Source organism: Streptomyces ficellus, assembly GCF_030406405.1.
GTDB classification, from domain to species: Bacteria; Actinomycetota; Actinomycetes; order Streptomycetales; family Streptomycetaceae; genus Streptomyces; species Streptomyces ficellus_B.
Genome location: NZ_JAUEPL010000031.1, coordinates 17,535 through 40,296 on the forward strand (window position 1 = coordinate 17,535; position 22,762 = coordinate 40,296).

22 protein-coding genes are annotated in these 22,762 nt (G+C 71.8%); 18 read left to right on the plus strand and 4 right to left on the minus strand.

Going from position 1 to position 22,762, the window contains the following annotated elements:
* Positions 1–437 precede the first annotated feature (437 nt).
* The 12 genes from QWM81_RS19875 (at position 438) to QWM81_RS19930 (ending at position 12,113) form a co-directional block, all read left to right on the plus strand.
* Positions 438–695, plus strand: coding sequence for a DUF6284 family protein (locus QWM81_RS19875; RefSeq protein WP_290113491.1), 258 nt, complete (start codon positions 438–440; stop codon positions 693–695).
* Positions 692–1,225, plus strand: a complete 534-nt coding sequence (locus QWM81_RS19880; protein WP_290113492.1) for a hypothetical protein — start codon at positions 692–694, stop codon at positions 1,223–1,225. Before QWM81_RS19875 ends, QWM81_RS19880 begins: the two co-directional genes overlap by 4 nt.
* Positions 1,222–2,229: a DDRGK domain-containing protein gene (locus QWM81_RS19885; protein ID WP_290113493.1), complete on the plus strand. Its 1,008-nt coding sequence runs from the start codon at positions 1,222–1,224 to the stop codon at positions 2,227–2,229. The genes QWM81_RS19880 and QWM81_RS19885 overlap by 4 nt, the downstream gene beginning before the upstream one ends.
* Positions 2,229–2,567, plus strand: coding sequence for an RRQRL motif-containing zinc-binding protein (locus tag QWM81_RS19890; RefSeq protein ID WP_290113494.1), 339 nt, complete (start codon positions 2,229–2,231; stop codon positions 2,565–2,567). Before QWM81_RS19885 ends, QWM81_RS19890 begins: the two co-directional genes overlap by 1 nt.
* A 77-nt stretch (positions 2,568–2,644) precedes the next feature.
* Positions 2,645–4,267: a hypothetical protein gene (locus QWM81_RS19895; protein WP_290113495.1), complete on the plus strand. Its 1,623-nt coding sequence runs from the start codon at positions 2,645–2,647 to the stop codon at positions 4,265–4,267.
* Position 4,268: 1 nt separating this feature from the next.
* On the plus strand, positions 4,269–6,395 hold the full coding sequence (locus tag QWM81_RS19900) for a hypothetical protein (RefSeq protein WP_290113496.1): 2,127 nt from the start codon (positions 4,269–4,271) through the stop codon (positions 6,393–6,395).
* A 231-nt stretch (positions 6,396–6,626) separates the two neighbouring features.
* Positions 6,627–6,938 (plus strand): hypothetical protein, encoded by a 312-nt coding sequence (locus tag QWM81_RS19905; protein WP_290113497.1) that lies wholly within the window; start codon positions 6,627–6,629, stop codon positions 6,936–6,938.
* A 90-nt stretch (positions 6,939–7,028) separates the two neighbouring features.
* The gene (locus QWM81_RS19910; RefSeq protein ID WP_290113498.1) at positions 7,029–7,757 is read left to right on the plus strand and encodes a DNA cytosine methyltransferase; all 729 of its coding nucleotides are present in this window, start codon (positions 7,029–7,031) and stop codon (positions 7,755–7,757) included.
* Positions 7,754–8,596, plus strand: a complete 843-nt coding sequence (locus QWM81_RS19915; RefSeq protein WP_290113500.1) for a bifunctional DNA primase/polymerase — start codon at positions 7,754–7,756, stop codon at positions 8,594–8,596. The genes QWM81_RS19910 and QWM81_RS19915 overlap by 4 nt, the downstream gene beginning before the upstream one ends.
* A gap of 2 nt (positions 8,597–8,598) precedes the next feature.
* The gene (locus QWM81_RS19920; protein ID WP_290113558.1) at positions 8,599–10,077 is read left to right on the plus strand and encodes an AICE element replication initiation protein; all 1,479 of its coding nucleotides are present in this window, start codon (positions 8,599–8,601) and stop codon (positions 10,075–10,077) included.
* Positions 10,078–10,524: 447 nt separating this feature from the next.
* Positions 10,525–10,764, plus strand: a complete 240-nt coding sequence (locus QWM81_RS19925; RefSeq protein ID WP_290113501.1) for a helix-turn-helix domain-containing protein — start codon at positions 10,525–10,527, stop codon at positions 10,762–10,764.
* 80 nt (positions 10,765–10,844) lie between these two features.
* Positions 10,845–12,113, plus strand: coding sequence for a tyrosine-type recombinase/integrase (locus tag QWM81_RS19930; RefSeq protein ID WP_290113502.1), 1,269 nt, complete (start codon positions 10,845–10,847; stop codon positions 12,111–12,113).
* Between the two features lie 75 nt (positions 12,114–12,188).
* On the opposite strand, the gene QWM81_RS19935 is transcribed toward QWM81_RS19930, so the two are convergent.
* Entirely contained in the window at positions 12,189–13,550 is a 1,362-nt protein-coding gene (locus QWM81_RS19935) for a glutamine synthetase family protein (RefSeq protein ID WP_290113503.1), read from the minus strand.
* A gap of 119 nt (positions 13,551–13,669) precedes the next feature.
* On the opposite strand from QWM81_RS19935, the gene QWM81_RS19940 reads away from it, so the two are divergent.
* From QWM81_RS19940 to QWM81_RS19960, 5 genes are all read left to right on the plus strand, one after another.
* Positions 13,670–14,764, plus strand: coding sequence for a PP2C family protein-serine/threonine phosphatase (locus QWM81_RS19940; RefSeq protein ID WP_290113504.1), 1,095 nt, complete (start codon positions 13,670–13,672; stop codon positions 14,762–14,764).
* A gap of 140 nt (positions 14,765–14,904) precedes the next feature.
* Complete coding sequence (locus tag QWM81_RS19945; protein WP_290113505.1) at positions 14,905–15,312, plus strand: hypothetical protein; 408 nt, start codon at positions 14,905–14,907, stop codon at positions 15,310–15,312.
* Between the two features lie 68 nt (positions 15,313–15,380).
* Positions 15,381–16,031 (plus strand): thioredoxin-like domain-containing protein, encoded by a 651-nt coding sequence (locus QWM81_RS19950; protein ID WP_290113506.1) that lies wholly within the window; start codon positions 15,381–15,383, stop codon positions 16,029–16,031.
* Positions 16,028–16,666 carry a DUF305 domain-containing protein gene (locus QWM81_RS19955; RefSeq protein WP_290113507.1) on the plus strand — a complete coding sequence of 213 codons (639 nt, stop codon included), beginning with the start codon at positions 16,028–16,030 and terminating at the stop codon, positions 16,664–16,666. The genes QWM81_RS19950 and QWM81_RS19955 overlap by 4 nt, the downstream gene beginning before the upstream one ends.
* 154 nt (positions 16,667–16,820) lie before the next feature.
* Complete coding sequence (locus QWM81_RS19960; protein WP_290113508.1) at positions 16,821–17,237, plus strand: CBS domain-containing protein; 417 nt, start codon at positions 16,821–16,823, stop codon at positions 17,235–17,237.
* Positions 17,238–17,305: 68 nt separating this feature from the next.
* On the opposite strand, the gene QWM81_RS19965 is transcribed toward QWM81_RS19960, so the two are convergent.
* Positions 17,306–18,175, minus strand: coding sequence for an alpha/beta fold hydrolase (locus QWM81_RS19965; RefSeq protein WP_290113559.1), 870 nt, complete (start codon positions 18,173–18,175; stop codon positions 17,306–17,308).
* A 229-nt stretch (positions 18,176–18,404) separates the two neighbouring features.
* Between QWM81_RS19965 and QWM81_RS19970 the strand changes: the two genes are divergently transcribed.
* Positions 18,405–20,162, plus strand: a complete 1,758-nt coding sequence (locus tag QWM81_RS19970; protein WP_290113509.1) for an NAD+ synthase — start codon at positions 18,405–18,407, stop codon at positions 20,160–20,162.
* On the opposite strand, the gene QWM81_RS19975 is transcribed toward QWM81_RS19970, so the two are convergent.
* On the minus strand, positions 20,131–21,354 hold the full coding sequence (locus QWM81_RS19975) for an MFS transporter (RefSeq protein WP_290113510.1): 1,224 nt from the start codon (positions 21,352–21,354) through the stop codon (positions 20,131–20,133). The genes QWM81_RS19970 and QWM81_RS19975 overlap by 32 nt on opposite strands.
* Positions 21,355–21,484: 130 nt before the next feature.
* Positions 21,485–22,507 (minus strand): endonuclease/exonuclease/phosphatase family protein, encoded by a 1,023-nt coding sequence (locus QWM81_RS19980; protein ID WP_290113511.1) that lies wholly within the window; start codon positions 22,505–22,507, stop codon positions 21,485–21,487.
* Between the last annotated feature and the right edge of the window lie 255 nt (positions 22,508–22,762).

A 22,762-nucleotide genomic window follows, 5' to 3' on the forward strand; every position in this document is an offset into this window, starting at 1 on the left:
GTCTGTGGTGTGCACGCAACGGGCGCCCGAAAGGGCTTCACCAGCTGTGTCAGTGCCCGGATGCAAGGCCCGGATTTCGCACTGCGAAGAACTCAACAGAGTGCCGACCCAGCCACCTGAACACGGGTGGTCGATGGGTGCGGGTCACCACCCCGACCACCCATGTTGGGCCAGGTGACCTGCCCGGATCTGTCCCGCGGGGCGGATCCGGCCTCGCTTGATCCGACTTCCGCAGAACCTTTGCGGGGCAATCGTCGTCCCGCCTGAGCACCAGTGCTCACGGTCCCCGGCACCTGCGCCGTACGCGGCGCGCTGTGCCGGGGAGCCGTGGCCGCTCGTGCAGATCGAGAGGCTTGTCCTAGACGGCGGGCGGCCCCGGGTCTAGCCACCCGGGGCCGCTGTTGGGGCCGTACCTACTGCTAGGGAGACACGACCCAATGAGCCACATCGTCACTGTTCAGGAAGCTGTTACCGCGTTCGCCGACTGGAAGGAGCCGACGGACGCGGAGCTGGACGCCATCGAGCTGGAGATGCCCGCGATCCTCGCGGACGTCGACCTGGTCGACGCGGAGATCGCCGCGCTGGAGCGCGTCCCGGGCGCGCTGGACGCCCGCCGGATCCGCCGGGCCCGCCGCAAGGCGCTGGCCACGCGCGTGGTGCTGGCCAACCGCGCCGGCCGCGGGGAGGCGGCGTGATCCGCATCGTCACCGCCGGCCGTATCGCCCGGCTGGAGCAGGACGCCGACCAGGCCCGTGGCCGTGCGCGGGACGTACAGGCGCAGGCGGATGCAGCGTGGGGCCGCCACGTGCGGGAGCTGTACGCCGTCACCGACCGCGCCGAGCGGTCGGAGGCGGCCACGTCCGAGGTGGGCGCGATCCTCGCACTGGCCATGGAGGAGCTGTCCGCCGCGCAGCAGGAGCTGCTGCTGAAGGACATCGAGATCCGCCGGCTGCGCGAGGAACTGCAGCGCGGGCCGGTGGAGGGCGACACGCTGACGGTGCTGATGCACTACGGCGCGCCGCACACGATCTACGCCTCCCGTGAGGACGCCTACGCCGACACCGCGACGCACGGCGTGCCCGTCGGGACCCCGTGGGTGCCCGCCGGTGAACGCCCGGCGTCGGCGTCCATGTGGTGCATCGCGGCGTTCATCTACGACGCCTCCTGCAACGGGTTCCGCCGGGCGTTCACGCCCGCTCCGGAGCCGGTGGGGGGTGCGGCGTGAACAGTGTTCAGACGCGTTCAGCAGAGCGGGCCCTGTCGGGCGGCACGTGGCTGATCGTGTGCGGGGCGATGCTCTACTCCATCCTCACCGTGACGCCGTTGATGGCCGCTCACACGGCCGAGGAGTGGGACTGGACGGCGCCGATCCTGCCGCTCGTGGTGGACGCCGCGGTGGTCATCGTGGTCAAGCTCGATGACGTGCTGGCCCGCCTGGGCGGGCACGGCGGACGCTGGCCCATGGTGCTGCGGTGGATGACCGGTCTTATGACGCTCGCCCTCAACACCGCCGACTCCGCACTGAAGAAAGACCTGGTCGGCGTCGCTGTCCACGCGGTGGCGCCGCTGCTGCTGATCGTCACCGCGGAGACCAGCCTCGCCTACCGCCGGGCCATCGCCGCCGCCGTGACGGCGCTGGAGGAGCAGCAGCGGGCCGAGCGGGAGCGGCGCGAGCAGGCGGTGCGGGAGCGGGAAGAAGCCGCCCGTCGGCAGGCCCGCGAGGAGCGGGAGCACGCCGCGGCGCTGGCCCGTGAACAGCGTGAGCACGAAGCCGCGCTCGCCCGCGAACAGGCCGAGCGGGAGGAGCGCCAGCGCCGCGAGGAGCGGGAAGCCCGGGAGCGGGTGGAGGCTGCGGAGCGGGCCGAGCGTGAACGCCGTGAACGCGAGCGTGAACAGCGTGAACAGGAGCGTGAACGGGCCGAGCGGGAGGCCACCGCGCGCCGTGCCCGCGAGCGCGCCGAGCGGGAAGCGCGTGAACGCCGTGAACGGCAGGAGCGCGAGGAGCGGGCCGAGCGTGAACGCGCCGCGCTGCTGGCGCGTGGGCCGGCCAACGGCAAGCTTGCCGAGGACGACGCTCGGCAGATCGTGGCCGCCGCGTTCGGCGCAGAGCTGTCCGTGCGCTCTGCCGCGGAGCTGTGCGGCTGGTCGGTGGGGTGGGTGTCCGCCCGTTACGCCGAACACCGCGACCCGGGCGCCGGCGGTGCTCAACTGGCCATCGCGAGCAGCTGATGGCCAGCCTCCCCACCTACCGGTGGCGGCTCGCCCCGGACGGACTGGCCACACGCCGCCAGCTGCGCGCCCTCGGCCTGCGGCCCGGCGGACAGGACGTCGCCGCGCAGCTCGAACGCCCCCGCCGACGGCGTGAACCGCTGGTCGCCTACCTCTACCGCATCGAGCAGGCCAAGCCCGTTCGGCCGATGACGCCCGCGAAGCGGGCGGCCCTGGCCAAGGCCAACGCCGCCCGGCGGATCTGCCCGCGGTGCCGGCGGGATCCCGGATACGTGATCCCGCCCTCGCTCGGCACGTGCACACCGTGTGCCTACTCCGAGGAACAGCGCGCCGCATGAGCCCTGTTGGCAGGCCCGGCCAGATCGCCTCCTACAGCCCTGGCCGGGCCCTACTCCCCTGAAGGAGTGCTCCCAGCATGACGGAACTCAGCACCGAGCCGGTAGCCATCCCGGCTCCCGCACCGCCCCCGCCCGCACCCGCGCCAACCGAGCAGGCCCCGGCCGATGCCGGGGTGGAGCACACGCCCGGCGGTTGGCCGGTCGTCCCGCTCGCCCTGGCCGGGGCGAACAGCACGGTGGGCATGGTCGCCACCGCCGCCCTGGCCGGCGGTCCGATCGCTGCCATAGTGGCCGCGACGGGCGCCGTCGTCCTCGGCACCGTGGCGGGCTCCCGCAGTCGCAAGACCAACCCCCGCAAGCAAGCCCGCCGCACCGCCGCCCGCACCGCAGGCCGGTCCGCCGCCCGCAGCGCGGGCCCGCGCCGCACCGGAGTAGGCACGGCCGGCAGTAGCCGAGCCGGGAGCAGCCGTTCGGCTGGCTCCCGCGCCGGTCGCTCCGGTGGCAAGTCGGGCAACGGTCCGGGCCAGCACCGCCGCGGAGCTGGCACGACCGCCCGCCACGGCAGCACGGGAACCGGCACGGCCGGGAAGACCCGCAGCACCACCGGCAAGGCCACGTCCAAGTCCAAGCGCGCGGTTGCTGGGGCCGCGGGGAAGGCTGCGGGCAAGGTGGGGCAGGTCAAGGCCCTGCGCCGGTCCGCGCAGCAGGCCGCGGCCGGCTCCCGGGCCGGTCAGCGGGCGCAGACGACCGCGGCACGCCGCGCGGTCGCGGACGCCCGCCGCAACGCCAAGGCCCGCACCACCGCCGGCGGCGCCGGGCTCGCTCACCGCGCCGGACCCCGGGGCGGTGCGGGCGGTCGGCTGCTTGGTGGTGCCGCCCGTAAGGCTCGCGCCGCGCGGGATGCGGCGGTTGCTAAGCACCGTGCCCAGCGCGACGCCAAGGCCGCTGGCACGGTCGCAGCCAAGCGTGCGGCGGTCCGTAAGGCGCCGGTCCGGCGGGCGGCGCGGCGGGCGTTGCGCAGGTCCGCGGCCCGGTTCCACGGCCGGCGCCTGCTCGCCGCCCTGCTCGCCCTCCCGGTCGGTCTGCTCGGGCTGGTCACCAGCCCGATCGGCCGGAAGCTCGGACTGCCCTGGCTCATCCACCCCGGACGGCGCCTGTTCCATCGTCTGACCGGTGTTGCTGCCGAGCAGCGGGCCGCGCGGGATGAGGCGATCCGCCAGGAGCAGGCCGAGCAGGAAGCCGCCGCCGACGCGGAAGCCGCCAAGGACGGGGCCGACGGCATCACGGACAGCGTCGAGCGTCCCCCGTCCACCGTTCCCACCAGCACGAACACCCCGTCGATCGAGGGAGAGCACGTGTCCGGTTTCCGTTTTGAAGAGGCCGCTGAGGAGATGGCGCAGGCCGCCAACTCCTACGAGCCCGAGAACGCCATGGAGATCCTGGCCATGGTCGAAGGGCTACCGGCCGCGCTGACCAGCGTGGCGAACGTGATGAAGATCCTCGCGGAGCGCTCCGACTCGGAGTTCCCGCTGGAGAAGGAAGTCGCGGACGGCTTCAACGACATCTTCGGCGCCCTGATGAGCGCGGTCGCGGTCGCGGAGGACATGGGCCCGCTGTTCCGGCAGGCCCACGAGCAGGACATCGCCCGCCACGAGGACCCCCGCAACGGCACCGAGGCCGAGAAGGGCTGGAACGTCTGAGATGAGCAGCACCGCCACCGCCACCAAGAAGCAGCAGGCGAGCAGTGGCCCGGTGCTGGACTGGGCGGCCGGTCACGGACCCGTGACCGGCGCCCTGTCCGCCACCACCGGAGCCTTCGCCGTCGCCACCACCGGCGCCGCCACCCACATGCCCCCGGGCTGGGCCCTGGCCGTGGGTGCGGCCGGCGCCCTCGGACACACCGTCGTCGGCCTGCGCGTCCGCAACGCCGGCCGGACGCTTGCCACCCGCGCCGCCTCCTGGCTGGTCGGCGCCGGATGGACCACCTGGGCCATGACCCACGGCCCCCTCACCTGGGCCGCCCTCGGCTCCCTGGCCACCATCGGCGTCGGCATCGGCGCCGCTGCCCGCTCCTCCGCCCTGTTCGAGGAAGCCCGCGAGGAGGAAGCCATCGCTGCCGAGCAGCGGGAGATTGCGCGGGAGCTGTCCGCGGAGCGGCGGGCGATCGCCGCGGAGTGGGTGGAGCGGATCCAGCGGATCTGCTCGATCAGTGTGCGCGTGGTCGGGGTGGAGATGTGGCCGACCGGCGCAGGCTACTCCCTGGACCTGGAGCCGCAGGGCGGCGTCACCTACGACCGGATCGCGCAGTACTCGGTGCAACTGTCGGCGGATGCCAGGCTGCCGCACGGCTGCACCGCCAGTGCCGGGCCCGGTATCCACCAGGGCCGCACGATCATGGACGTGACCACGGTCAACGTCCTCAAGGAGGACTGCCCATACCCGGAGGACTACGGGCCCCTGTCGGTCCTGTCCGGTCTGCCGTGGGGGGTGCGCACCAACGGGGAGATCGTCTCCGCCTACCTGCGCGAGCAGTGCGCGCTGGTCGTCGGTCCCACGGGGTCGGGCAAGACGAACATGGTGCACACGATCCTCGCCGGGTTCGCCCGCGCGCAGGACGTGCTCACCTGGGTGATCGACCTCAACGCCGGCAGCGCCGGACTGCCCTGGGTGCTGCCCGCCCTGAACGGCGAGCTGACCAGCCAGGACGGCAAGCCCGTCCGGCCCGGCGTGGACTGGCTCGCCTCCTCCTACGAGGAGGCCGTGCTGATGCTCGATGCCGCGCTGGCCATCGGGCTGCACCGCAAGAAGGCGTATCAGGACCTGCTGGCCAAGGCGAACACGGACCTGCTCCCCATCAGCGCCAAGATTCCGCAGATCCTGCTGGTCATCGACGAGGGCGCGGAGATCCTGGTCAGCACCGACCGGCAGATGAAGCAGCTCGCCAAGAAGATCCTGGAAGTCATCCGGATGCTGCGCGCCATGGGCATCCGTACCGTGCTCACCGCGCTCGGTGCCACCGGCAGCGTGCTGGGCAACCTGATGATCCGCCGAGAGGGCAAGGTCCGCGTCGCCCTGACCGGCGGTGAGACCGAGGGCATGGACCTGGGCAAGATGTTCCCCGGCCGGCGCGGACTGCGCGTCGACCAGGCCCCCTACAAGGGGTCCGGGTTCATGGGCACCCCCGAATCGCCGGCCGCGCTGTTCAAGTCCTGGCGGATCCTGCCCAACCAGATCCGCGACATCACCGTCGCCACCTCCGACCGGCACCCGCGCCTGGACGACGTGTCCGCCAAGGCGGCCGGGCCCTCCTACGCCCGCCGCTGGGAGGCCGAGCGCACCGCGTGGATGCGCGACCTCACCCTCACCGATACCGACCACGGCAACGACTCCGACGCCGGTTCGGGCGGGCTGAACCTGACCGCCCTGCGTGAGAGCGAGGCGGAGCAGGTGACGCCCGAAGAGGCGATGCTGCGCCAGTTCCGGGAGCAGATCGACGCCCAGTTCGGCACCGCCCCCGAGCCGCAGGCCCCCGAGCGGGGCGACGGGCCGCCGGCCGTAGGCGGGCTGAACCTGTCGGCGCTGCGGGGCGAGCAGGACAGCCCCGCACAGCAGGCCGCGCTGGCGCTGCTGCTCGCCGCCGGCCGCGAGGGCACTGGAGCCTCCGCGATCGCCCGCGCACTCTCCGAGGAGCACGGCACGTCCCGTCAGACGGTCGTCGGCTGGCTGCGGGACTGGGTGAAGGACGGCACCGCCGTCCGCGTCGGAGAGGGCACCAAGGCCCGCTACGTCCACCGCCAGCACACCCCCGAGCACCCGCCCGAGAGCTGATCACTTGTCGCTTGTCGCGCCCACCAGAACACATGCCGTCCGGCTGCCTCTGAGAGCGCGGAAACGGCTTGTGACCTGCAAGGCGACAAGCGACAAGACAAGACAAGCGACAAGCCAGACGACAAGCACGCGACAAGGAAGACGACAAGCAACGCGACAAGCACAGCCACCCATCCGAGCGGGCCCGCACCACCGGGGTGCGGGCCCGCGGCTCACCCGAGGAGCCCCGTCATGGACCACCGCACCCCGCCGGGGAACATCGCCCCGCACATACCCGCCGATGCCTACCGCCGCGCGCAGGCCACCGGCCAGCCCGTCGTAATCGTCGTCCACGACACCCACCCGGCTGGCATCCCCTGGCGCCGTGCCCTGCTCCCGTTCGCGATCGCCGGTGCCGTCGTGGCCGGCGGCTGGGGACTGGTCGCCTGCCTGTGCCTCCTGCTCGACGCCGCGGCCCACACCGCCACCGTCATCGCGGGCGCCGCCGGGCCCATCGGCATCGGCGGCATCACCCTCAAACTCGCCCGCACCAAGCACACCTAGCTACGCCAAGGGCGGCCCCCGATTCCGCCAAGAACACCGGGGCCGCCCTTGTCCACCTGCCAACCAACTGACCTGTGGAGGTCTCCCAGCATGACGCAACCCGCCACCATCCGGCGAGAGCGTGGCCACCGGCCCCGCCTTCTGGATCTCTTCTGCTGTGCCGGCGGCGCGGCCGTGGGCTACGCCCGCGCCGGATTCGCGGTCGACGGCTGCGACATCGCCGACCGACCCAACTACCCCTTCCCCCACCACCGGGGCGACGCGCTCGCCTACCTCGCCCACCTGATCGCCACCGATGAGATCCGCCGGTACGCGTTCGTGCACGCCTCCCCGCCCTGCCAGCACGGATGCGCGCTGACCGTGGGCACGAACGCCTCGCAGGGCTGGGGACGCGCGCATGTCGACCTCGTGGCCCCCACCCGTGAGCTGCTGGACAGGACCGGTCTGCCCTACGTGATCGAGCAGCCCAACGGCCGAGCGAAGATCCGCAAAGACCTCACCCTCTGCGGCGAGATGTTCGGCCTCGGAGTCATCCGACACCGCAACTTCGAAGCCGGCGGCTGGACCATCGAACAGCCCGCCCACGTCCCGCACCGGGGCCGGGTCCGCGGCTACCGGCACGGCCAGTACTTCGACGGCCCGTACGTGGCCGCCTACGGCAACGGCGGCGGCAAGCCCACCGTCCCGGAACTGCAAGCGGCGATGGGCATCGACTGGACCGACGTCCGCGAGGAACTGACCGAAGCCATCCCGCCCGCCTACACCGAGCACATCGGCGCCGCGTTCCTCGCCACGACCACGCTGGAGGTGGCGGCATGAGCAAGACGCCCAACCCCCAGCACACCGCGCTGAGCCTCGCCGCGTCCGGCATGCCCGTGCTGCCCCTGCGCCGGGGCAAGGTGCCGTTCGGCAACTGCCCCGCGTGCGCGGACAACGCGTGCGGCGGCCGGCCGAACATGAAGACCCCGGGCCCCTGCCGCTGCCCCGGCATCTGCCACGCCTGGGCCGCCGCCACCACCGACCCGGCCGTCATCGTCTCGCCCGCATGGTCGGCGGCGTGGCGCCGGGCGGTGTGCGTCGGCTACCACCCCGGCGGCGCCGGGCTGACCGTGGTGGACCTGGACGACGCGGACGCCATCGCCTGGGCCCGTACCGCCCTGCCCGCCACGCGGACCGTGCCGACGACGCGCGGTCAGCACTGGATCTATCAGGGCACCATGGCGTCCCGAAACGCGTGCCGGCCCGGCGTGGACATCAAGTCGACCATGTCCTACGCCCGCTACCTCGGCCCCGGCACCGGCGTAATGGCCGAACTGCCGGACGCCGTACGCGCGCTGGCCGTCAAGGCACCCTCCCCGGTCCGGCCGACAGCCGTCGCCGTGCCCGCTGGGAGCAGGGGCGGGGAGTGCCCGCACCGCACGCCCGCCTACCTGGAACGCGGCATCGCCATGGCAGAGCAGCGCATCACCGAGGCGTCCAGTGCGGTCCACGCGACCGTGTACCGGACGTTCCTGGCCGTGCTGTCGAACCATGGCCGGTGCGGCTGCCTCACCGACACCCACGTCGCTCGCCTGTTCACCGCGGCTCAGGCCAAGGGCGAGAGCCCGCGGCACTGCGTGGACGCGTGGACCAACGCCCGCACCACGTTGGGACTGTGACCATGTCCGACGACGAGAAGACCCCCGCCCGCGAGATCATCACCGACTACGCGCAAGCGCACTTCCGGTACTTCCGCACCGCCGACGGCACCGTGTACGCGCAGCGCAACGGCCACCCCGTGGCCCGCCCGATCCGCTCCCAGGGCACCACGGGAAGCCACCGGCAAGAACTCATGGTCGGCCTGTTCAAGGACGGCATCGGCGTGTTCAACGGCACCGCGATGAAGGAAGCGCTCGACCTGATCGAAGCACTGGCGCTGACCGAGGACGTCCAGCCCGTCCACATCCGCGTCGCCCCCGGATACGACGGGGCCACCTGGCTGGACCTGGGACGCAGCGACGGGCAGTCCGTGCGCATCCACCCCACCGGGTGGGGCATCCACACCCCGGACCCGCGGGAAGTCTGCTGGCGCCGCACCCAGCTCACGGGGGAACTGCCCCTGCCGGCCAAGGACACCGACGGCAAGGGCATCGACCTGCTGATGCGGCTGTGCAACTTCGCCACCGCCGAGACCGAGTGCCTGGCCATCGCCTGGCTCATCGGCTGCCTCGCACCGTCGGTGCCCGTGCCCGCTCCGTTCCTCACCGGCCCGCAGGGCGCCGGCAAGTCCACCGGCGGGCGCATGCTCGTGCGGATCATCGAGGGCATGAGCGGCGACCTGCGCCGGGCCCCGAAGGACGAGGAGAACCTGACCACGGCAGTGGCGGCCGGCTGGGTCACCGCCCTGGACAACCTCTCCCACATGACCCCGGATCTCTCCGACGCCATGTGCCGCATCGTCACCGGCGCCGAGGACGTCAAGCGGGCCCTGTTCACCGACGGGGACGTCTTCCGCATCGGCTACCGCCGCCCCCTGCTCCTGACCGGCATCGACGTCGGCGTGATCCGGCCCGACCTCGCCGAACGGCTCCTGCCGCTCCGCCTGGAACGCCCCCGGGTCCGGCGCACCGAGGCGGAACTGTGGTCCGACTTCGCCGAGGTGCTGCCCGTCATCCTCGGCTCGCTCCTGGACCTCACGGTGCAGGTGCGGGCAGCGGAGGCGGACATCCCGACCGACCTGCGCATGGCCGACTTCGCGCACCTGTGCGCGCAGCTCGACGCGGCCACCGGTCTGGGAGCGCTCGCCGCCTACCGGGCCAGCCTGGACGACCTCAACGACGACGTCATCGAGGGCGACCTGCTGGCACAGACGGTGCTCAAGCACGCCGCCGGCATCGACCCGGGCACCGAGCAGCGGATGACGTCCGCCGAATGGCTGCACTGCCTCACCGGCCTCTACACGGGCGAGGACTTCCGCCCCCTGCCCAAAGGGTGGCCCACCACCGGCAAGGTTCTCTCCGACCGCCTCAAACGCCTACAGCCCACCCTCGCCGCCCGGGGCGTCCTCATCGACTGGGGACGCACCAAGACATCCCGCTACATCGAGATCGCGCGGCCGGCCGCCGCGCCGCCCTCACCCGAGCAGGAAGCGGCCTTCTGACCGCGCGGCCCACCACCGCTCGCACAAGCAAGAGGAGCACCCGGGCGCGTGCTCCTCTTGCTGTTCGGCGGCAGCGCCGCCCTGCGAAGGTCGCGCCGCGAAGCGGCTCCTTCTTCACTCTCTGAGCCGCGCACCACAACAGACACCACCCCCTCTTTGTCCGAAGTAGAGAGACGCTGCGTCACCTGCGTCACCCACCCCCCGAAAACGGCCGGTGACCTGCCCAAAGACGGGTGACGCAGACAGCCGATTTCTGCGTCACCCTGCGTCACCTGCGTCACCTGCGTCACCCGATGACGGAGGCATGCGTCACCGGTGACGCACCCCCACCGTTCTGCGTCACCGCGAAACCGCAGGTCAGGTGCGCGAATGACGCAGATGACGCAGGTGACGCAGAAATCCGAACCTCGGACAGACTCGGCCAGGCCCTCCCCGCTTGGAGTCCCTATGGCAAAACCGACAGACCCCGACCCCCGCGCCACTCTCCGAGGAGGACTGCCCGACCGGTACCTCACCCCCGACGACATCGCCGAGATCTTCGGCGTCCCCGTCGAAACCGTCTACCAGTGGCGCAAGAAGCGGACCGGCCCGCCCGGCTTCCGCATCGGCAAGCACCTGCGCTACGACCCCGCCGACGTCCGCGCCTACGTCACCGAGCGCAAGAGCGCCGACCGGAACGCCGCCTAGCCGAACACCACGAGAACCAGCAGGGAGAGCCGCTGCCCAGCGGCTCTCCCTGCTGTATGTCGAGAGAGGATCGCCGCCGCATGGCAGGCCACATCCAAGACCGCTGGTACAAGACGGAAACCAACTCCAACGGAAAGCCCCGCCGCGTACGGACTGAGCGCTACGGCGCCGGCCTGCGCTACCGAGCTCGCTACATCGGCCCGGACGGCACCGAGAAGAGCAAGTCATTCCCCGACGGACAGAAGCGACTGGCTGACCAGTGGCTTGCCCACATCGAGGCGGACATGTCTCGGGGGCAGTACGTGGACCCTGCTGCCAGCCGAGTGACGTTCCGGCAGTACGCCGAGAAGTGGCTGAACACGCAGACCACCGACATGACCACCCGGGAGTCGGTAGAGTCCGCGATCCGCGGCCACGCGATCCCCTATCTGGGGCCGCGACCGCTCGGCTCGTTCAAGCCGGAACACATCCGGGATTGGCTCAGCGAATTGGAACGGGCCGTCCCGGCGTCCTCGTATCGGCGTGTGATCTATAACAACGTATCGACGGTCCTCAACGCGGCCGTCGACGATGGCCACCTGTCGAAGAACCCCTGCCACGCGCAATCGGTGCGCCCGCCTGCTGCGGGAAGTGGTCGCGTTGTGCCGTGGAGCGCAGAGCGCGTCTTCGCCGTGCGGGCGGCACTGCCAGAGCGCTACCGCGCGACAGTCGACCTCGGAGGCGGATGCGGACTCCGACAAGGGGAAATCTTCGGCTTACCAGTCGATGAGGTCGGCTTCGACTCCGGATGGCTGCACATCGTGAATCAGGTGAAGGTGACGAAAGAGGGTCTTGTGTTCGCCCCGCCGAAGCGGAACAAGATCCGAGACGTTCCCTTGCCGGATCGCGTGGCCCAAATCCTCAAACAGCATATGGAGGCGTTTCCCCCGGTAGAGATCACCCTGCCCTGGCTTCGGGTGGATGGTCCGCCAGTCACGAAGCGGCTGCTGTTCACCCGTCTCGATGGCGCGGGTGCGGTTCGGCGTACCGACTTCAACGACCGGGTGTGGAAGCCTGCTCTCGTCACCGCGGGGGTGATCCCGGAGCCAAGGCCCGGCCAGCGCCACCAGGCCGCCCGCGAACACGGCATGCACGCGCTAAGGCACTTCTACGCCTCGGTCCTACTGGACGCCGGCGAGAACATCAAGGCACTTAGCCACTACCTCGGACACAACGATCCGGGGTTCACGCTCCGGGTCTATACGCACCTCATGCCGAGCAGCGACGCACGGGCCCGGAAGGCGGTGGACGGCCTGTACGAGGGCGCCGATCCGACGCCGGACGGCCCAGAGACGGCCCAGGGGCAGTGAGCCGCGATGGGGCCGACGGTTCGCGACTGTCGGCCCCATCCGTCGAATCGGTGGGAAACCTGTCCTGACCTGCGCTTAGAGGACCGGCAGGTTCTTGCGGAGCTCGAAGGCGGTGACCTCGGAGCGGTACTCCTCCCACTCCTGCTTCTTGTTGCGCAGGAAGAAGTCGAAGACGTGCTCGCCGAGAGTTTCGGCGACCAGTTCGCTGCGCTCCATCAGGGAGATCGCCTCGCCCAGGTTCTGCGGGAGCGGTTCGATGCCCATCGCGCGGCGTTCGGCGTCCGAGAGGGCCCATACGTCGTCGTCCGCGCCGGCCGGGAGTTCGTAGCCCTCCTCGATGCCCTTGAGGCCGGCGGCGAGGAGGACCGCGTACGTCAGGTACGGGTTGGCGCCCGAGTCGATGGAGCGGACCTCGACGCGGGCGGAGCCCGTCTTGCCCGGCTTGTACATGGGGACGCGGATCAGCGCCGAGCGGTTGTTGTGGCCCCAGCAGATGTACGAGGGGGCCTCGCCGCCCGAGCCGGCGGTGCGGGTCGAGCCGCCCCAGATGCGCTTGTAGGAGTTGACCCACTGGTTGGTGACGGCCGAGATCTCGGCGGCGTGCCGCAGGAGGCCGGCGATGAAGGAGCGGCCGACCTTGGAGAGCTGGTACTCGGCGCCCGACTCGTAGAAGGCGTTCCGGTCGCCTTCGAAGAGGGAGAGGTGGGTGTGCATGCCGGAGCCCGGGTAATCCGAGAACGGCTTGGGCATGAAGGTGGCCTGCACGCCCTGCTCCAGCGCGACCTGCTTCATGACCAGGCGGAACGTCATGATGTTGTCGGCGGTCGACAGGGCGTCGGCGTAGCGGAGATCGATCTCCTGCTGGCCCGGCGCGCCCTCGTGGTGGCTGAACTCGACCGAGATGCCCATCGATTCGAGCATGGTGATCGCCTGGCGGCGGAAGTCCATGCCCACGTTCTGCGGGGTGTGGTCGAAGTAGCCGGAGTTGTCGGCCGGGGTCGGGCGCGAACCGTCCAGCGGCTTGTCCTTCAGCAGGAAGAACTCGATCTCGGGGTGGGTGTAGAAGGTGAAGCCCAGGTCCGAGGTCTTGGCCAGGATGCGCTTGAGGACGTAGCGCGGGTCGGCGAAGGAGGGCGAGCCGTCGGGCATCAGGATGTCGCAGAACATCCGGGCCGTGCCCGGAGCCTCAGCGCGCCACGGCAGGATCTGGAAAGTGGCCGGATCAGGCTTGGCGATCATGTCCGACTCGTACACCCGGGCGAAGCCCTCGATCGCCGAGCCGTCGAAGCCGATGCCCTCGTCGAAGGCCTGCTCCAGCTCGGCGGGCGCCACCGCGACCGACTTCAGGAAACCGAGCACGTCCGTGAACCACAGGCGCACGAAGCGGATGTCGCGCTCCTCGAGCGTACGGAGCACAAATTCCTGCTGCTTGTCCATTTCCACACCCATCCTCGCTGATCAGGCCAGCATGCCACCACACGGTTACGTGCACGTTGCGAACCCATAGTGCCTGGAGGTCTGTGGCGTAGGTAACGCAGGCCTCGCAGACTGGTGGCATGGACCGTGGCGCCCAGGAGCTGCCCGGCACCGGTCGGCCGCCGGCGTGGCTGCGCCTGCTCCCGTGGCTGACGGTGATCCTGCTCGTGATCGTCCAGCTGTATACGCCCAGGAGCGTGCAGCTCGGCTTCCTGTTCGCCGTGGTGCCGCCGCTCACGTCTCTGGTGTACGGGTTCGTCGGCACCGCCCTGGTGACGAGCGCCATGTTCGGACTGCTGCTCTTCCCCGCGATCCGGGCCGACGACGTCACCCACGGTGACCTGCTCGCGTTCGGGCTCATCGGCGTGGTCAGCGTCGGGCTGGCGTGGCTGCGGGTGCGCCGGGACGCCCAGCTGGTGTCGGTCCGTACGCTCGCCGAGGCCGCGCAGCTGGCCGTCCTGCCGCCGCTCCCCGAACGGGTGGGTCCGGTGCGGTGCGGCGCGCTGTACCGGGCAGCCGAGCGGGGGGCGCTGGTGGGCGGTGATCTGTACGACGTCCAGGCGGGCCCGTTCGGGGTGCGGGCGATCGTGGCGGACGTGCAGGGGCACGGTCTGGCGGCGGTCGGCACGGTGGCGGCGCTGCTGGGCACGTTCCGCGAGGCGGTCCTCGACGAGCCGGAACTCGCGGGCGTGGCCGCGCGGCTGGACCGGCGGCTGGTGGTGGACTGCGGGAACCGGGGGGACGCGGAGGTGTTCGCGACGGCGGTGCTCCTGGAGTTCCCGCCGGACGGTTCGACGGTACGGGTGCTGAGCTGCGGCCATCCGGCGCCGCTGCTGGTGGGCGGCGACGGGACGCGGGAGGTGGAGCTGGAGCCGGGTTCGCCGCTGGGGCTGGGGCTCGCGGAGTTCCGGCCGCCGGAGGCGGTGACGGTACCGCTGCGGCCGGCGGACGTCCTGCTGGCGCACACGGACGGGGTGACGGAGGCGCGGGACGCGACGGGCGCGTTTTACCCGCTGGCGGAGCGGGTCCGGCCGGGCGCGCCCGTGGAGCTGGTCCGCGCGGTGTGGCGTGACCTGTCGTCGTACGCGGGCGAGGTCGCCGACGACGTGGCGCTGCTGGCGCTCAGCATGTCGGACGGCCACGCGAGGCACGGCGGGCAGCGCGCGGGGCGGTGAGGGGCGGGTGCAGGCGTGACGGCCGGGCACAGCGGGCAGGGCGCGCAGGGCGGTGAGGGGCGGGCGGAGGCCTGACGGCCGGGGGCGGCCGTGACGGTGGCGATAGCTGATCGGGCGTGCGGCGATTACCATCTGCGCCCATGGGGGGCCTGGGGCTCATACGCATCGTGCGTCCCATGGCGCGGGTGAGCGCCGTGGCGACGCTGTTCGCCGCGCTCTTCGTCTGTCTCGTCCCGCACGGCACCACACACGCCCCTCCCCCGGTGCCCCCGCAGGACGCCCACGCGCGCGGGATGACGCTCGCCGCCGGGGCCACGGAGCACGCCTCGGGGTACCCCGAGTACACGTGCCCCTACGACCGGGGCGACTGCCGGCTCTTCCCGTACCTCACCCCCGCCGTCCTCACCGCCCCACCGCTCGACCCGCCCCCGCACACGGACGGGCTCGTGCGGCCGGCCGCGCCGGACGCCACCGTCAGCCGGCCGGCCGGCTCCGGGGCGCGGCCGCGGGCGCCGGATCTCCATGTCCTTCAGGTTCTGCGGACCTAGGCCGGGTCCTTTCCGAACCACGAACCCGACTCCCCACTCCCCACCACTGACGAAGGACATCGATCACCATGGCCGCCAACCGATCCTCCACCGCCGACCGCCGGGCCCGAATAGAGGAGATGCGCCGCGCCGAGAAGGCCCGCGAGCGCCGCAACCGCATCATCACCATCACCCTGAGCACGGTCGTGGTCGCCGGTCTCGTCGGCTTCGGCGGGTACGTGCTCACCAAGGAGAACGAGGAGCAGGAGCAGCAGGAGGCCGCGGCGAAGGCGCCGATCCAGGACGAGAAGTCCTGGGACGCGAAGAAGCTGGGCCGCAACCACGTCACGACGCCCGTGACGTACCCGATGAAGCCCCCGGTCGGCGGTGACCACCACCAGGTGTGGATGAACTGCGACCGGAACGTCTACAAGAAGCCGGTCCCCGAGGTGAACGCCGTTCACTCGCTGGAGCACGGCGCGGTGTGGGTGACGTACAACGACAAGGCCCCCGCCGCCGACGTGAAGAAGCTTGAGGAGAAGGTCGGGAAGACCTCGTACTCCTTCATGAGCCCGGTCAAGGAGCAGGCCGGGCCGATCATGCTGAGCGCCTGGGGCAAGCAGGTCACCGTGGACGGCGCCGACGACCCGCGAGTGGACGCCTTCTTCACCAAGTACGTACAGGGTCCGCAGACGCCCGAGCCCGGTGCCGCGTGCACCAACGGGATGGGCGAGCAGTGACCCGTACGCACTGGGCGGCGGTCACCGCCGTGGTGCTCGCGCTGCTCTTCGCCGGGGCGGCGACGGTCGCCTCGGCGGGCGGCGGGGGCTCGGAGTCTCCCGCCGCCCCCACGCCGGCGGCGGATTCGGCGGATGCCGGGTTCGCCCGGGACATGGCGGTGCACCACCAGCAGGCGGTGGAGATGTCGTTCATCGTGCGGGACCGCACGCGGGACGAGGAGGTGCGCCGGCTGGCGTACGACATCGCCAACACCCAGGCCAACCAGCGCGGCATGATGCTGGGATGGCTCGACCTGTGGGGCCTGCCGAAGGTCGCGCCGGACCGCGAGCCGATGGCGTGGATGGGTACGCCGTCCCACCACGCGGCCCCGGCCGGCGGCGGCGCGCTGATGCCGGGCATGGCCACGGCGGCGCAGCTGGACGCCTTGCGGGCCGCGAGCGGCACGCAGGCGGAGATCACGTACCTGCGGCTGATGACTGAGCACCACAAGGGCGGTGTGCACATGGCGCGTGGCTGCGTCGAGAGGTGCGAGGTCGGCGTCGAACGGCGGCTGGCGCAGGGCATGGTCGACGCCCAGGAGTCGGAGATCCTGCTCATGGCCGACCTGCTGAAGAAGCGCGGCGCGAAGCCGTAGGCCGCGTGCGCGTCGCCACGGCCGCGCCGGGAACCTCCCCGGCGCGGCCGTATGGCCGTACAGCGGTCGCGGGGTGGTGGGGGCGCGATGAGAATGGAGGCGCTCGGGGACCGACACAGGGCGTCGTACGGCGTTTTTCGGAGGCAAACACCCCATGACCACCGCCAAGGACATCATGCACCCGGGAGCCCAGTGGCTCCCCGCACACGAGACCCTCGACCGGGCCGCGCAGATGATGCGCGACCTCAACGTGGGCGCACTGCCCATCGCGGACGAGAACGAGCGGCTCTGCGGCATTCTCACCGACCGCGACATCGTCGTCGGCTGCGTGGCCATGGGCCACGACCCGTCGCAGGTCAAGGCCGGTGACATGGCGAAGGGTACGCCGCGCTGGATCGACGCCGACGCGGATGTGACCGAGGTCCTCCAGATGATGAAGGACCACCAGATCCGCCGGCTCCCCGTGATCGAGAACAAGCGCCTGGTCGGCATGATCAGCGAGGCCGACCTCGCCCGTCACCTGTCGGACCGGCAGGTCGCGGAGTTCGCGGAGCGGGTGTACGCGCCGTAACGGCCGCTGGTCCCGGGAGACCCGGGGAGCAAGGGCGTGACGCGGTGCCGCGTCACGCCCTTGGTGTGTCACGCCCTTGGTGCGTCCGGCGCGCCCAGTACGGCGTCGGCTATCGCGTCCGGCCGGTCGAGCATGACGAGGTGGCCCGCGCCCGGAACGGCCGCGAAGCGGGCGCCGAGCCGGTCCGCCAGGGCCTGCTGGCGGGCGGTCCACCGGGCGGACGTGGGCGCGGCGAGCACGGTGACGGGCAGGCCCGGCGGGAGCGGGTGGCGGTCGCGGAGGGCGAGGGTCTCGGCGGCGACGGCCCGGTAGTGGGTGTTCTCCAGGAGGGCGCCCCGAAAGACGCGGGACGTGGCGTAGCAGCGGCGTACGAGCGCGGCGGGGGCCGGGTCCGGGGCGTGGCCGTGCCGGGAGAGGCGGACCGCGGCGCGGCGGGTGAGCGGGCCGAGCGCGGCGGGCGCCCCGACGGCGGTGAGCGCGGCGCCGAGGGCGCGGGCGAGCGCGGTGCGGACCGCGGGGGCGGCCGGTACGCGCGCGTGCTCCTCGACGGACGCGTCCACGAGGACGACCCCGGCCGTGCGGTCGGGGTACAGCCGGGCGAACGCCTCGGCGTGGAACCCGGCGATGGAGTGCCCGACGACGGTGACCGGCGCACCGCCGAGCCCGAGCGCGTCCAGCAGCCCCGCGATGCGGTGGGCCTCACCGGCGGCGGACGGCGCCACGGCGGCCGGGCCGCTCAGTCCGTGGCCGGGGCGGTCGAAGCGGACGACGGTGCGGTGCGGGGCCAGCAGCGGGACGACGGGGTCCCAGTCGAACCAGCTCATCGCGAGCCCGGCGCTCAGGACGCACACGGGGCCGCTGCCCTCGACGGTCACGTGGTGCGGCACTCCACCGACCCGCACCCCGGCCCCCGTCCCGACCCCCACCCCGGCCGCCATCCCGTCTGTCACCCCGGCCGCCATCCCGGCCCTCACCCCGCCTGTCACCCCGGCCCCCGTCCCGTCCCTCACCCCGGCCCGCGCCGCCCCGCGCCGTATCCCCACCTGTCCACAGCCCACCGTCTCTCCCCCTGCTCACTGGTAGCTCTCCCCCGCACGCCAGCCTGCCACGGAGCGGCGCCCGAAGGGCCCCGAGGCATCGTGTCGCTCTGACGATTACACTGAGCGCGTGCCTCAACTACGCCTCGCTCTGAATCAGATCGACTCGACCGTCGGCGATCTCGCCGCGAACGCCGAGGCGGTCGTGCACTGGACCCGGCACTCCGCCGAGCAGGGGGCGCACCTCGTCGCGTTCCCCGAGATGGTGCTGACCGGTTACCCCGTCGAGGACCTGGCCCTGCGGCAGTCCTTCGTGGAGGCGTCCCGCGCGGCGCTGCGCTCGCTCGCCGCGCGCCTGGCCGAGGAGGGCTTCGGGGGCCTCCCGGTCGTCGTCGGCTACCTGGACCGCTCCGAGAAGGCCCAGCCCCGGTTCGGCCAGCCCGCCGGCGCGCCGCAGAACGCCGCCGCCGTGCTGTACGGCGGCGAGGTGGTCCTGTCGTTCGCCAAGCACCACCTGCCGAACTACGGGGTCTTCGACGAGTTCCGGTACTTCGTGCCCGGCGACACCCTGCCCGTCGTACGGGTCCACGGCGTCGATGTCGCGCTCGCCATCTGCGAGGACCTGTGGCAGGAGGGCGGCCGCGTCCCGGCCGCCCGCAGCGCGCGCGCCGGGCTGCTGCTGTCGGTCAACGCCTCGCCGTACGAGCAGAACAAGGACGACGTCCGCCTTGAGCTGGTGCGCAAGCGGGCGCAGGAGGCGGGCTGCACCCTCGCCTACCTGGCGATGATCGGCGGCCAGGACGAGCTGGTCTTCGACGGCGACTCGATCGTCGTGGACGCCAATGGTGAGGTCGTGGCCCGTGCCCCGCAGTTCTCCGAGGGCAGCGTGATCCTGGACCTCGACCTGCCGGCCGCGTCCCCCGACGCCCCGGAAGGCACGGTGGACGACGGGCTGACGATCGAGCGGGTCGTCCTCTCCGAGGAGCCGCTGCCCGCGTACGAGCCGGAGCTGACCGGCGGGTACGCGGAGCGCCTCGACGACGACGAGGAGGTGTACACCGCGCTGGTCGTGGGCCTGCGCGCGTACGCCGCGAAGAATGGTTTCCGTTCGGTGCTGATCGGCCTGTCCGGTGGCATCGACTCGGCGCTCGTGGCCGCGATCGCCTGCGACGCGCTGGGCGCGCGGAACGTGTACGGCGTGTCGATGCCGTCCAAGTACAGCTCCGAGCACTCCAAGGGCGACGCGGCCGAGCTGGCCCGCCGTACCGGGCTGAACTTCCGCACCGTACCGATCGAGCCGATGTTCGACGCGTACATGGGCGCGCTGAACCTGACGGGCCTCGCGGAGGAGAACCTCCAGTCGCGGCTGCGCGGCACGATGCTGATGGCGATCTCCAACCAGGAGGGCCACATCGTGCTCGCGCCGGGCAACAAGTCCGAGCTGGCGGTGGGCTATTCGACGCTGTACGGCGACTCGGTCGGCGCGTACGGGCCGATCAAGGACGTGTACAAGACGTCGGTGTTCCGGCTGGCGAGGTGGCGCAACCGCGCCGCCGAGGAGCGCGGCCAGACGCCGCCCATCCCGGAGAACTCCCTGTCCAAGCCCCCGAGCGCGGAGCTGCGCCCGGGCCAGGTGGACACGGACTCGCTGCCCGACTACGACGTCCTGGACCGGATCCTGGAGCTGTACGTCGACCGCGACCAGGGCAAGGAGGCGATCGTCGCCGCCGGTTACGACGAGGAGCTGGTGGCCAGGACGCTGCGGTTGGTGGACGCCGCGGAGTACAAGCGGCGCCAGTACCCGCCGGGCACCAAGATCTCGGCCAAGGGCTTCGGCAAGGACCGGCGCCTGCCGATCACGAACCGCTGGCGCGAGACGACGAGCTGACGCGCCGCTGCGACCGGGGGCTTCCCGCCACGACGCGGGAGGTCCCCTTCGCCGTACGGTCCATGAGCCCGGCGGTCACCGCGATGGCCAGGCCCGCCACCGCCAGCGCCGCCCCGACCAGCGTCGGCGAGGTCCAGCCCCAGCCGGCCGCGATGGCGACGCCGCCGAGCCAGGCGCCGCCCGCGTTGGCGAGGTTGAACGCCGAGTGGTTGGAGGCCGAGGCCAGGGTGGGGGCGTGCCGGGCCTTGTTCATGACCAGCATCTGGAGCGGCGTGGTCGTCATGAACCCGACCGCGCCGAGCACGACGACCGTCACCAGGGCGGCCCACTGCACGTGCGCGGTGAAGCGGAAGGCGACCAGCACCAGCGCGAGGGCGGCGAGCGACCCGTACAGCGTGGGGCGCAGCGCGCGGTCGGTGAGCGGGCCGGCGGCGAGTGCGCCGAGGGTCATGCCGATGCCGAAGAGGGCGAGGACCAGGGTGACGGACGATTCGCCGAAGCCCATGACCTCCGTGGTCATCGAGGCGAGGTACGAGTAGACGGCGAAGACGCCCGCAAAGCCGAAGACGGCCGTCAGCAGGCCGAGCCACACCTGGCGGTCGAGGAGGGCCCGCAGTTCGCGGCCGACGCTCTGGTGCGCGTCGAGGGGTACGTGGGGGATGAGCCGGGCGAGCGCGGCCATGGCGAGGAGGCCGATCACCGTGACCACCAGGAACGTGGCGCGCCAGCCGAGGTGCTGGCCCAGCAGGGTCGCGGCGGGGACGCCCACGATGTTGGCGACGGTCAGGCCGAGGAACATCGTGGCGACCGCGCGCGCCTGCCGCCCCTCACTGACCAGGCGGGAGGCGACGACCGCGCCGACGCCGAAGAACGCGCCGTGCGGCAGTCCGGCGAGCACGCGGGCGGCGAGGAGGGAGCCGAAGCCGGGCGCGAGGGCGGAGGCGAGGTTGCCCACGGTGAACAGCGCCATCAGCAGCAGGAGCATCCGCTTGCGCGGGACGCGGGAGCCGAAGGCGGTGAGCAGCGGGGCGCCGATGACGACGCCGATCGCATACGCCGAGACCAGGTACCCGGCGGTGGGGACGGAGGTGTGCAGGTCGTCCGCGACGTTGGGCAGGAGGCCCATCATCACGAATTCGGTCGTGCCGATGCCGAAGGCGGACACAGCGAGCGCGAGCAGCGCCAGGGGCATGAGGGCAGGCCTTTCGAGACGTGACGTGCTGGAGATCCCTTACTAAGTTCCCTTACTGAACAAAGGGTGTCACGCCGATTGTTCCCCGCGGTGAACGGAAGATTGCCGTCAGATCTCCTGATTCGAAGGCTCAGAGGGTGACGCGCGCCGCGATCGGCAGGTGGTCGCTGTCCGTCTCCGGCAGCGTCCACGACGCGACCGGCTCGACGCCCTTGACCATGATCTGGTCGATCCGCGCCAGCGGGAACGCGGCCGGCCAGCTGAACCCCATGCCGTCACCGGCCGCGCCCTGTGTGGAGCGCATCTGGGACGTCACGGCGTTGAGCGACCGGTCGTTCATCGTGCCGTTGAGGTCGCCGAGGAGGATCACCTTGTCCAGGTCCTCGCGGGCGATGGCCTCGCCGAGCGCGTCGGCGCTGTCGTCGCGCTGGTTGGCGGTGAACCCGGCGTTCAGCTTGACCCGCACCGACGGCAGGTGGGCGACGTAGACGGCCACCTCGCCCTTGGGCGCGGTGACGGTGGCGCGCATCGCCCGGGTCCAGCCCAGCCGGATGTCCACGGGCCGGCTGCCGCTCATGGGGTACTTGCTCCACAGGCCCACCGTGCCCTGCACGGAGTGGTACGGGTAGGTGTCGGCCAGCGCCTGTTCGTACACCGGGACCATCCCCGGCTTCAGCTCCTCCAGCGCCACGATGTCCGCCCCCGAGCCGGCGACCTGGCGGGCGGTGCCCTCGGGGTCGGGGTTGTCGGCGTTGACGTTGTGCGTGACGACCATCAGGTCGCCCCCGGAGCCGGACTTGTCGGTGACGAGGCCGCCGAAGAGGTTCAGCCAGACCACGCCGGGCAGCAGGGCCGCGATCAGCGCGGTGGCCGAACGGCGCAGCAGCGCCGCCGCCGCGATCACCACGACGAGGACGCCGAGCCACGGCAGGAACGTCTCCGTCAGGCTGCCCAGGTTGCCGATCGCGTTCGGGATCTCGGCGTGGAAGATCATCAGCAGCGTCACCAGCATGGCGCAGCCCGCGAGGAGCAGGCCACGCCGCCAGATACCCGGATCGTCACGCCAGCGGTCGACCACCGACCGGACCCGGGATCCGGTGCGCTGCCCCTGTGCGCCGCCGTTCCCCGTCTCCGTCACGTCCACCCGCGCCATGCCGCCGTCCTCACTCACTGCTGCCTTGCCTGTCGTGCTGTGCCGTACACGCCGTGCCGGTCCCCGACACTAGGGGATCGCGGGACGGCCGTACTGCCACGAGGACGACGCGGCGGCGCGGCGGGTTCCTGGGGTTACGGGTGAGGCGGCCGCTGTGACGAAACGCGCACAAACGACGGCCGGCGGCCGGTGGCCGGGTCTTGCCCGTCCCACTTCCCCCCGCGCGGCACGAAGTGCCACCATGGACGTGGTCCG

Coding starts and splice junctions, on each gene's coding strand:
- QWM81_RS19875 (WP_290113491.1), top strand. CDS start 438: ATGAGCCACATCGTCACTGTTCAGGAAGCTGTTACCGCGTTCGCCGAC.
- QWM81_RS19890 (WP_290113494.1), top strand. CDS start 2,229: ATGGCCAGCCTCCCCACCTACCGGTGGCGGCTCGCCCCGGACGGACTG.
- QWM81_RS19895 (WP_290113495.1), top strand. CDS start 2,645: ATGACGGAACTCAGCACCGAGCCGGTAGCCATCCCGGCTCCCGCACCG.
- QWM81_RS19900 (WP_290113496.1), top strand. CDS start 4,269: ATGAGCAGCACCGCCACCGCCACCAAGAAGCAGCAGGCGAGCAGTGGC.
- QWM81_RS19905 (WP_290113497.1), top strand. CDS start 6,627: ATGGACCACCGCACCCCGCCGGGGAACATCGCCCCGCACATACCCGCC.
- QWM81_RS19910 (WP_290113498.1), top strand. CDS start 7,029: ATGACGCAACCCGCCACCATCCGGCGAGAGCGTGGCCACCGGCCCCGC.
- QWM81_RS19915 (WP_290113500.1), top strand. CDS start 7,754: ATGAGCAAGACGCCCAACCCCCAGCACACCGCGCTGAGCCTCGCCGCG.
- QWM81_RS19920 (WP_290113558.1), top strand. CDS start 8,599: ATGTCCGACGACGAGAAGACCCCCGCCCGCGAGATCATCACCGACTAC.
- QWM81_RS19925 (WP_290113501.1), top strand. CDS start 10,525: ATGGCAAAACCGACAGACCCCGACCCCCGCGCCACTCTCCGAGGAGGA.
- QWM81_RS19930 (WP_290113502.1), top strand. CDS start 10,845: ATGGCAGGCCACATCCAAGACCGCTGGTACAAGACGGAAACCAACTCC.
- QWM81_RS19935 (WP_290113503.1), bottom strand. CDS start 13,550: ATGGACAAGCAGCAGGAATTTGTGCTCCGTACGCTCGAGGAGCGCGAC.
- QWM81_RS19940 (WP_290113504.1), top strand. CDS start 13,670: ATGGACCGTGGCGCCCAGGAGCTGCCCGGCACCGGTCGGCCGCCGGCG.
- QWM81_RS19945 (WP_290113505.1), top strand. CDS start 14,905: ATGGGGGGCCTGGGGCTCATACGCATCGTGCGTCCCATGGCGCGGGTG.
- QWM81_RS19950 (WP_290113506.1), top strand. CDS start 15,381: ATGGCCGCCAACCGATCCTCCACCGCCGACCGCCGGGCCCGAATAGAG.
- QWM81_RS19960 (WP_290113508.1), top strand. CDS start 16,821: ATGACCACCGCCAAGGACATCATGCACCCGGGAGCCCAGTGGCTCCCC.
- QWM81_RS19965 (WP_290113559.1), bottom strand. CDS start 18,175: ATGGCGGCCGGGGTGGGGGTCGGGACGGGGGCCGGGGTGCGGGTCGGT.
- QWM81_RS19975 (WP_290113510.1), bottom strand. CDS start 21,354: ATGCCCCTGGCGCTGCTCGCGCTCGCTGTGTCCGCCTTCGGCATCGGC.
- QWM81_RS19980 (WP_290113511.1), bottom strand. CDS start 22,507: ATGGCGCGGGTGGACGTGACGGAGACGGGGAACGGCGGCGCACAGGGG.